Genomic DNA, 9,584 nt, shown 5'->3' with positions numbered 1-9,584 from the left:
TGTTTCTTATGAAAATTTCAGCTAAACACTTGTGAGATTTACTTTTATCCTTTAAAATAGAATAGGAGAAATTCCGTTATTATTTTCCGGAGGAAAAAGAAATGTCCATTAATTGGCAGGAAATTTTATTTCACTTTTTAGGAGGTCTAGGACTGTTTTTATACAGTATCAAGACCATGGGAGACGGTTTGCAACAAGCTGCTGGAGATCGCCTTCGTTTTTACATTGACAAGTACACTAGCAATCCCTTTTTAGGCGTTCTAGTCGGAATCGTCGTGACTGCCCTGATTCAGTCAAGTACGGGGGTTACAGTTATCACGGTCGGACTGGTCAGCGCTAGTCTTCTCACTCTTAGACAGGCTATCGGAATTATCATGGGAGCCAACATCGGAACCACTGTTACTTCCTTTATCATCGGTTTCAAACTAGGCGAGTATGCTTTACCCTTGATTTTCCTTGGAACTATGTTCCTCTTCTTCACAAAAAACAGAACAGCAAACAATATCGGGCGCATCCTGTTTGGTGTAGGGGGAATCTTCTACGCTCTCAACCTCATCAGTGCCGGTATGAGCCCGCTTAAAGATTTACCACAATTCAAGGAGTATATGGTAACCTTGGGTCAAAATCCTATTTTAGGAGTGGTAGCTGGTGCAGTGATTACCGTCCTCATTCAGGCCTCTTCGGCTACAATCGGGATTTTGCAAGGTCTCTATGCAGGTGGGTTCCTTGATCTTAAAGGTTCACTACCAGTTCTCTTCGGGGATAATATCGGGACAACCTTAACCGTTATCATTGCGGCAGCTGGAGCCAATGTCTCTGCAAAGCGCGTTGCGGCAACCCACGTTACCTTTAACGTTTTAGGGACTATTCTTTGCTTAATCTTATTAGGCCCCTTTACTGCTATGATCGAGTACTTCCAGGCACTCCTTCACCTCTCACCTGAGATGACCATCGCCTTCTCTCACGGTGCCTTTAACGTAAGTAACACCATTGTACAATTTCCATTCATCGGAGCCTTGGCCTACTTTGTAACCAAGCTCATCCCTGGTGAAGACGAGGTTGTCAAGTACGAGCCCCTCTATCTCGACGAGCAACTTATCCAGCAATCTCCTTCTATCGCTCTAGGAAATGCCAAAAAAGAACTCTTGCACTTAGGAAACTATGCAGCCAAAGCTTTTGACCTTTCTTATACCTATATCATCGGTTTGGATGAAAAGGTAGCTGAAAAAGGGCACAAGACAGAGGAAGCCATCAATACCATCGATGAAAAACTCACTCGTTACCTCATCAGACTCTCAAGCGAATCCTTGAGTCAAAAGGAAAGCGAAGTCTTGACCAACATCCTAGATTCATCTCGTGATTTGGAACGGATTGGGGACCACGCAGAAGGCTTGCTCAACCTAACAGACTACCTTCAACGTAAGAATGTTCAATTTTCTGATGCTGCTTTAGAGGAATTAGCTGAGATTTATCAAGCAACAACTACATTCATCAAGGATGCCCTTGATAGTGTGGAAAACAATGATATTGAAAAAGCTCAGAGTCTGATTGAACGCCATAAAGAAATCAACAATATGGAACGTGTTCTCAGAAAGACCCATATCAAACGCCTTAACAAGGGTGAGTGTTCTACACAAGCTGGAGTCAACTTTATCGACATCATTTCCCACTATACTCGTGTGTCTGACCATGCTATGAACCTAGCTGAAAAGGTTATCGCTGAACAAATCTAATAAACAAAAAGCTATCCTGAATGGGATGGCTTTTTTCGTCTCCTCATCAAGATTTTCTTTTCTGACATATAAAAAAAATGCTTTGATTCACAATGGAATCAAAGCATTTTAAAGAGTTCTCCAAACATGATAGCAGAAACTGCAGTGCCTCTATACTTGGCTTCTTCTCTTTTGATAAAGCGCGCCAAGTTGATCAATTCAGGTGCTGGGTGTTTGGGATTGATGAGCAATTCACGATTGACAAGTCCTGAGAGACGGACTGCTAGTAATTGCTCATTTGTAGTGGGTAGTTTTTTAGCAGTCTCTAGGAGAGCAGCAACTAAATCTTCACTCAAACCCTGACGAGCATGGTTGTAGAGATCTCTTATAAGGCTTTCTAGGTTTGGTTCTGCCATCCCGACCACCTCCCTTATGCTTAATAATGTTTAATCAAATCAACCGTTGAACGGTCCAATTTTTTCACCAAGGCTTGCAAAAAAGCTTGAGCTTCTAGGAAGTCATCCATCGCGTAGAGAGTTTGGTGAGAATGGATATAACGAGCGCAGACACCGATAGTTGTAGATGGGACACCACCATTTTTCAGATGAGCTGCGCCAGCGTCTGTTCCGCCTTTACCACAGTAGTATTGGTACTTGATACCAGCTTCTTCAGCTGTTGTCAAAAGGAAATCCTTCATACCTGGGAGAAGCAAGTGACCTGGATCATAGAAACGAATCAAGGTTCCGTCCCCAATCTTGCCTTGGCCACCGTAGACATCACCTGCTGGTGAGCAGTCAACTGCCAGAAAGACTTCTGGATCAAACTTAGTTGTAGAAGTATGAGCGCCACGAAGTCCAACTTCTTCTTGGACATTGGAACCAAGATAGAGTTCATTTCCCAGTTTTTGACCTGACAAGGCTTCTGCTAGCTCGCTTACCATGAGAACACCGTAGCGGTTGTCCCAAGCTTTTGAGATGATATTTTTTTCATTGGCTGTTAAGATAGCGGAACTATCAGGGACAATGGTGTCACCAGGACGAATGCCAAAACTTTCTGCCTCAGCCTTGTCTGCAAATCCACCATCAAAAATGATATCTGAAATAGCCGGCATGGTTGGCCCACCTGTTCCACGTGTCAAATGTGGAGGGACAGAACCTGAGATCACAGGAATTTCACGACCGTCACGAGTAAAGAGTTTAAAGCGTTGACTGCTGACCACCATAGGATTCCAACCACCGATTTCAACCACACGGAAGGTTCCGTCCGGCTTAATCTCGCTGACCATAAAACCAACTTCATCCATGTGAGAAGCAACCAAAACACGCGGTGCATCGGCAGCTTCTGAATGCTTGATACCGAAAATACCACCCAAGCCATCTGTCACTACTTCATCCACATGCGGTGTCAACTTTTCACGAAGATAAGTCCGGACAGGCGCTTCGTGGCCTGAGATCGCAGCAAGCTCTGTTACTTCTTTGATTTTTGAAAATAATGTTGTCATATCAGTTCCTTCTTTCTGTCCTCCATTTTACCACTTTTTATAGGAGAAGGATAGTGGAAATCTTAATCTTCCAACTTCCTTTCTAGAGTATACAAAAAAGAATCAGGCTGATTCTTTTTGTTTATGATTTCGTTTGAGGGAAAAGTGGTCTGGCACAGGATCTTTGCCTATTTCCGACCAAGGATGACAACGTAAAATCCGAGCCAAGCCCATCAGAACACCCTTAAAGCCATGCTTTTCAATAGCCTGAATCATGTAGTTGGAACAAGTCGGCTCAAAACGACAAGAGGGTGGAAAGGCTGGTGAGATAAAACGTTGGTAAAAGCGTACTGGTGCTGTTAAGATTCGTTTCATTATTTCTTGGTTACAGCCATGGTGTGTAGTTGGCTGATTTCTTTTTTATTAAGGCGACGGGATTCTCCTGGACGAAGACCTGTCAAGTCTAGGTGTCCGAAACGTGTCCGAGACAGTTTATCAACTTGAAGACCGACGGCTTCAAACATCTTTTTAACCTGATGGTTACGCCCTTCATGGATAGTCAACTGTACCACAGAGCGATTTTTAACTGGGTCCACTTTGAGAATTTCATAAACAGCTGGCTTGGTTTTCTTGCCATCAATCTCAAGACCGCGGGTCAAGGGGCGGAGATTGTCCTTATTAGCCACACCTTTAACACGCGCAACATAGACCTTGTCAATCTCATTACGGGGGTGAATCATCTCATCCGTAAAGTCCCCATCATTGGTCAAAATCAAAACCCCTGATGTATCCCAGTCCAAACGTCCAACTGGGTAAATACGCTCCTTCACATTGGGCAAGAGGTCGACAACCGTCTTGCGGCCCTTGTCATCTGTCACACTGGAAATGACACCGCGTGGTTTGTTAAGCAGATAATAGACTTTTTCTTCGTTGTAGATAGGTTGACCTTCAACTTCGACCTTATCTCCAGACTTGATGGTCGTTGCGAGTTCACGCACCACTTGGCCGTTAACCGTCACCAAGCCTTGCTTGATTAGTTCTTCTGCTTTTCTCCTACTGGCCACACCTGCGTGGGCAATATATTTATTGATTCTCATCTTCTTCTATCCTTTCACCAAATAATTGGCTTTCTTGGGCTTGAATCTCAAGCTCATCAATCACTGGTAATTCTTCTAAATGGTTAATCCCCATGTAATCTAGGAAATAATCCGTAGTTACATAGAGATTAGGGCGGCCCAACACTTCTTTTTTCCCATCTTCTCGTATCAAGTCAAAGGCCTGTAACTTTGCCAAAGCCCCACTCGAATTGACCCCACGGATAGCATCAATTTCTATCCGCGTAATCGGCTGCTTGTAGGCAATGATGGACAAGGTCTCAAGGGCCGCCCGAGATAAACTTTGGTTAATGGGCGCCTTGGAATATTCCTTCAAAATCGCTGCAAATTGAGGCTTGGTCACCAATCTGTATGCTCCCGCTGTCTCAATCAGGGACAAGCTCGAATCCTGGTCTTTCTCATACTTTTGGGCTAATTTTTCTAAACTCTGTTGGATGCCTGTCGGTGGAAGTGAGAGGAGTTCAGCCAACTGACGAACCCGAATCCCATCTTCACCTGCTACAAACAAGAGCGCTTCTATTTCTGCTAAAGTACTCATCTTTCCTCTCTATCAAGTCTAGCTTTGTGCCTCTTGACTTTCTTCCTTCTTTTCCATGAGATAGATATCTCCGAAACTCTCCTCTTGCACGAGGATCAATTCCTGAGTTTTGATTAACTCTAGGGTTGCCAAAAAGAGGGTAATGACCTCTTGAACATTCTGGGCTTCCTTGAACAAATCCTGCAAACGCAACTGGTCTCGTCCAGTCAAGGACTCTTTTACAATGACCATCATGTCCTCAATCTTATACTCATCGCGCAGGATGGTCGTGTGATTCTGAGCGAACTCCTCTTTTTTCTTGGCTAGGATATTTGAAAAAGCCAAAAAGAGATCAATGGTCGTCTTGTCATGCACAAGCTCCGCATCCTCGTAAATCAACTCTGTCGGCGCTTTGGAATAGTACTGGGCCCGATCTTGGTGCTTAGCCTCCAAGTGCTCACCCAAGAGCTTGAACTTGCGGTATTCTTCGATTTGAGAGAGAAGGTCCTGCTCCAGGTCATCCTCTAAGTCTGTCACTTCTGCTACCTTTGGCAAGAGCTTGCGACTCTTGATCAGCATCAGCTGACTAGCCATGACCATATACTCGCCCGTCACTTCCAGACGCATGGCCTGCAGAGTTGAGACATAGGCTAGATACTGTTCGATAACTTCTGTAATAGGCACATCGTAGATATCCATCTGGTACTTAGAAACCAAGTGCAAGAGCAGGTCCAGGGGCCCTTCAAAATCTTTTAATTTAATATCCATTATCTATATTTTTCTAAGGTCAGGACTGTTTTTAATCCTAATTTTTTTGCAATTTCGTACAAATCGACCTTGTTTTCTATCTGTCTTAGAATGAACTGTTCCCGTAGGGCTTGGGCTGATAGTTCTGGGAAACCTTTCTCCTTGACAAAGGACTCAAGTTGACGAAAGGCCCACTGACGAGAATAGGTTTTCCCACTCCTTTCAAAGAGATAGGTCTGCCCCATCAAGGGTTCTAGCTCTGGAATCAAGGTCGTGGGTATGGTGACAATCCTCTGTTGGGAAGCCTTGCTAATTCGCAACACTTGAAAATCCAGATTGATATCTGCAAGCTTAAGGGCTAAAATCTCACTAGGCAAGAGCCCTAGCTCCAAGATAAGAAGCGCCAGCAAGCGTCCTTCTGGATAATTACTTTCCTGCCAAAAAGAGTCTAGGTCTAGAATTTCTGGTTTTTCAGTCTTCTTTTCAACTTGTTTGGCTAATTCCAGACGGTAAAAACTGTCCACTTCACCTTTTTGATAGAGAAAGTAGAGAAATTGGTTACAGGCCGAAATTTTCCTTTTCTGGGCGCTGATTTTTAGATTTGCTAGCTGGGCTTGGTAAATCTTAAGACTAGTTTCAGAGATCCGCTCATCCACAATGTCTAAAAATTGCTCCAGATCATATCTATAGGACTGCTTGGAATTGGCAGACAAACCCTGCTTTCCCTCTAAAAAGTCTGAAATCCTATCTCTCATTTGCATCGAATCTCATATTCCTTACTAAAGTCATGCAAGAGGGCATTGACAGCCTTGAGGATGGACTTGCGCGTGATGATTCCTTGGAAAATTCCTTCATCATCTACCACTGGCAAGAAAGGTTCATCCACCAGTTTATGGAGGACCTCTGTGATGTTATAGTCTGGAGCGACAACTGCCACATCTGTCTTGGTCATATTGACGATGTCTGTCGTTGCCATCTGCTCATCCGTCAAACCTTGCTCCATTTGATAAGCCAAAATGTCTCTCAGCCCAATGGTTCCAACAAAGCGTTTGTCAAAGGTCACAACAGGGATACGGGTATAGGTGATTTGACTCAGCACCAAAATTGCATGGTCAGCATTGTGGGTATCAATCAAAGCTGCTAGATTCTCAGCAGGGGTAAGAAAAGTCTCTTCCTGCTCCAATAAAAATGCTTCAAATTCCTTGGCAATCATCGAGCAAACTCCTTGGACAAGCCTGGATAAACCTCATGGTCACGTGTCAAAAAGTCTACTTTAAAATAGCTGTCATCAATCTCCACTCGAGCATAGAGACATTCTCTGATAGTCCCTCTTGGTTGGCTGATGGAGCCGGGATTTAAAAAGAGTGTTTTACCTTCCATCCAAGCATTTGGCACATGCAAGTGACCATAGAGACAGATATCGGCATCTTCTTCCTGAGCCCAGTAGTCCAACTTTTGAAAGTTGAAATTGATATCAAACAAGTGTCCATGCGTCTGGATGATCTTGGTTGGACCAAGTTGAGTTACCAAACGTTCTGGGTAGCCAGCATAAAAGTCCATATTTCCTTTGACGACATGGATGCCTTCCCAGAGCGGAGAGTCTGGACGGAGTTCAGAGTCACCATCGTGAAAAATGGCATCGACTTTCCCCAGATAGCGATCACGAATTTCTTCCACAATCAAGCTATCTCCATGAGAGTCACTCATTACAATGATGGTTTGCTTTGCCATGATGGAAATACCTCCAAAAGTTTCTTAACGGCTAAGGCACGGTGGGATTGGCTATTTTTTTCTTCAAGGGTTAATTCAGCTGCTGACTTACCTGTCTCTCCCACAAGGAAGAGGGGATCATAACCAAAGCCATTTTCACCCTTGGGTTCAAAGTTGATATAACCTGGCCAGTCAGCTTCGACCACCAAGCTTTCCTTGTTTGGACTAGCTACGACTAGGGTTGTATGGAATTGGGCTGAGCGATCCTTGAGTTCAAAGACCATGGCCAATTCGTGCAAGAGTTTGGCGTTGTTTTCACGGTCAGTTGCTCCTACACCAGCGAATCGCGCTGACCAGACTCCTGGCAAACCGCCAAGGACATCGACTTTGAGACCTGAGTCATCTGCTAGCACCATCTTGCCTGTTAATTGGGAAATGGTTTCTGCCTTGAGGCGGGCATTTTCTTCAAAGGTCATACCTGTTTCAGCTACTTCAGGCAAATCTGGATAGTCATTGAGATTTTCCACATCGTAGCCTAACTTGTCAAAGATAGCTCGGAATTCCTTGGTCTTTCCTTCGTTACGAGTCGCAATGAGCAGAGTTTCTCTGACCTTGCTAGTTTCAAAGAAGGTTTCCACTTCAACTCCTTCTTTAGGCAATTCGACATGCAAAAGCTGTCCATTTTCAATCAAGAGCAGGGCACCCTGACGTTGGATGACTTCTAGATTGCGGCCTGCTTCAGCATTTAAAATCTCAACGATAAAGGAGAGCAGACGGAAGTTAGAAGACCAGCGCATCACCGTTATCGTAATCGGAAAGCCATTTTCCTCGTCACGAAAAATCCGCGCTAAATCCATAAAATCAAGCTCGAGAGAATCTTTGATAAGGCTATAGATGCCTCCATAGACATCCCAGACACCGACATACCAGTCCTGGTCATCCTTGTATTCATAAATTTTATTTGTCATAAAGTTACATGCTCCACATGAATCTCTTTTTCCAGCCATTCTGCTCCAATCTGGGCAAAACTTTGGCTATTGGCTGTTGTGTAAAAACGATGTTGAAGAGGTCCCGCATCTCGGCTACGATTGATTTCAAAATAGTTCAGCAAAACCGAGATATCCCGTACACACTCTGCCCCACTATCGATGAGCTGAACCTTTGGTCCCATGACATTTTGGATGATAGGGCGAAGGAGTGGGTAATGGGTACAACCCAAAATCAGGCTATCCACCTTTCCAACCAAGGGACGCAGAGTTTCATAGACCACTTTCTTAGTTACACTGGTTGACAGGGCACCAGACTCCACCAAGGGGGCAAACTTGGGACAGGCCAAACTCTCCACCTGTAAGTCCGGATCCAGATCATGGATTTTTTGACGATAGATGTCTGATTGGACCGTCATGGGGGTTCCAATTACTCCGATTTTCCCACCTTGACTGGACTTGATAGCTGCCGAAGCTCCCGGCAAAATCACACCTAGGACAGGAATATCTAGTTGGGCCTTGATTTCTTCCCAGACGACCGCAGTCGCAGTGTTACAAGCAATGACAATCATTTTGACATCCTTGGTCAAGAGAAAGTTGACCAACTGCCAAGTATATTCACGGATTTGCTCAGCAGGACGGGGACCATAGGGCGCCCGTGCCGAATCTCCAATATAGACGATTTCTTCATGGGGAAGCTGGCGCATGAGCTCACGAACAACGGTTAAGCCACCGACACCCGAATCCAAAAAACCAATTGGTCGATTATCCATATAGTCTTCTTTCTAGTCTTTTTTCTGATTGATAGTTCATCATAATTACTCGTCCTAAATGAACGGATAGACAGCTTGATAGAATGGCAACTGCCTCTCTTTTAATCATAATCAAATATCAATAGAATGCAAGGAAAAAGTCTTATCCTTGAGAACTATTGAACATAGTGAGAAGTCTGGAACTTTCATCCCAGACTTTTCCTATTTATTTTTTCTTTTTATTGTTAGCAAGGGCTGCTTTTTGTTGGCGGATGATTTGGTGGTAAACTTGTTGTACCTTGGCTTCGCTTGGCTTTTGACCATTTGCACTCAAGAGAGCACGAACTGCCTCAGCGTTCAAACGTGGGTTGTCTGCAAATTCTTTTTCGATTTGCTTACGAACCAAGTACATCCCTCCAAGAGCTCCTCCTAGAAAAGCTAACACAATCAAGATAATTGCTAAAAGTAAATCCATTCTTTTTCTCCTGTTTCTTTTTGAATCTTCTATATTATACCACAAAGTGACTTTCCTGACTAGTTTGTTTTACACTTTCAGGAGGGGTTA

The 9,584-nt window shown here is 44.0% G+C and carries 13 protein-coding genes; 1 reads left to right on the top strand and 12 read right to left on the bottom strand.

What is annotated here, in order from left to right; all coding sequences use genetic code 11:
• Positions 1-101: 101 nt before the first annotated feature.
• On the top strand, positions 102-1,733 hold the full coding sequence (locus SORDD27_RS07710; protein WP_000026664.1) for a Na/Pi cotransporter family protein: 1,632 nt from the start codon (positions 102-104) through the stop codon (positions 1,731-1,733).
• Between the two features lie 98 nt (positions 1,734-1,831).
• Here SORDD27_RS07710 and SORDD27_RS07705 read toward each other — a convergent pair whose 3' ends face one another.
• From SORDD27_RS07705 to SORDD27_RS07650, 12 genes are all read right to left on the bottom strand, one after another.
• Positions 1,832-2,128, bottom strand: coding sequence for a bacteriocin immunity family protein (locus tag SORDD27_RS07705; protein WP_000840143.1), 297 nt, complete (start codon positions 2,126-2,128; stop codon positions 1,832-1,834).
• A gap of 20 nt (positions 2,129-2,148) precedes the next feature.
• Positions 2,149-3,213, bottom strand: a complete 1,065-nt coding sequence (gene pepA, locus SORDD27_RS07700) for a glutamyl aminopeptidase (RefSeq protein ID WP_000209181.1) — start codon at positions 3,211-3,213, stop codon at positions 2,149-2,151.
• 102 nt (positions 3,214-3,315) lie between these two features.
• Positions 3,316-3,567, bottom strand: a complete 252-nt coding sequence (gene yidD, locus SORDD27_RS07695) for a membrane protein insertion efficiency factor YidD (protein ID WP_061428378.1) — start codon at positions 3,565-3,567, stop codon at positions 3,316-3,318.
• Complete coding sequence (locus SORDD27_RS07690; protein ID WP_001222228.1) at positions 3,567-4,289, bottom strand: pseudouridine synthase; 723 nt, start codon at positions 4,287-4,289, stop codon at positions 3,567-3,569. Before SORDD27_RS07690 ends, yidD begins: the two co-directional genes overlap by 1 nt.
• Entirely contained in the window at positions 4,276-4,845 is a 570-nt protein-coding gene (gene scpB / locus SORDD27_RS07685; RefSeq protein WP_049550436.1) for an SMC-Scp complex subunit ScpB, read from the bottom strand. Before scpB ends, SORDD27_RS07690 begins: the two co-directional genes overlap by 14 nt.
• Before the next feature lie 18 nt (positions 4,846-4,863).
• Positions 4,864-5,592, bottom strand: a complete 729-nt coding sequence (locus SORDD27_RS07680) for a segregation/condensation protein A (RefSeq protein WP_000351888.1) — start codon at positions 5,590-5,592, stop codon at positions 4,864-4,866.
• Complete coding sequence (gene xerD / locus SORDD27_RS07675) at positions 5,592-6,326, bottom strand: site-specific tyrosine recombinase XerD (protein ID WP_330997340.1); 735 nt, start codon at positions 6,324-6,326, stop codon at positions 5,592-5,594. Before xerD ends, SORDD27_RS07680 begins: the two co-directional genes overlap by 1 nt.
• Complete coding sequence (gene cbpB, locus SORDD27_RS07670; protein WP_000560696.1) at positions 6,323-6,784, bottom strand: cyclic-di-AMP-binding protein CbpB; 462 nt, start codon at positions 6,782-6,784, stop codon at positions 6,323-6,325. Before cbpB ends, xerD begins: the two co-directional genes overlap by 4 nt.
• On the bottom strand, positions 6,781-7,302 hold the full coding sequence (locus SORDD27_RS07665) for a metallophosphoesterase (protein ID WP_001118939.1): 522 nt from the start codon (positions 7,300-7,302) through the stop codon (positions 6,781-6,783). The genes cbpB and SORDD27_RS07665 overlap by 4 nt, the downstream gene beginning before the upstream one ends.
• Positions 7,278-8,249 (bottom strand): nucleoside-triphosphate diphosphatase, encoded by a 972-nt coding sequence (locus SORDD27_RS07660; RefSeq protein WP_000182437.1) that lies wholly within the window; start codon positions 8,247-8,249, stop codon positions 7,278-7,280. Before SORDD27_RS07660 ends, SORDD27_RS07665 begins: the two co-directional genes overlap by 25 nt.
• Positions 8,246-9,040 (bottom strand): glutamate racemase, encoded by a 795-nt coding sequence (gene racE / locus SORDD27_RS07655; protein WP_000370379.1) that lies wholly within the window; start codon positions 9,038-9,040, stop codon positions 8,246-8,248. Before racE ends, SORDD27_RS07660 begins: the two co-directional genes overlap by 4 nt.
• A gap of 205 nt (positions 9,041-9,245) precedes the next feature.
• Entirely contained in the window at positions 9,246-9,494 is a 249-nt protein-coding gene (locus SORDD27_RS07650; RefSeq protein WP_000364981.1) for a YneF family protein, read from the bottom strand.
• Positions 9,495-9,584 lie beyond the last annotated feature (90 nt).

Origin of the sequence: Streptococcus oralis (genome assembly GCF_001579025.1) — a bacterium.
Taxonomy (GTDB): domain Bacteria; phylum Bacillota; class Bacilli; order Lactobacillales; family Streptococcaceae; genus Streptococcus; species Streptococcus oralis_X.
This window is presented reverse-complemented; position numbering and strand designations above follow the sequence as displayed.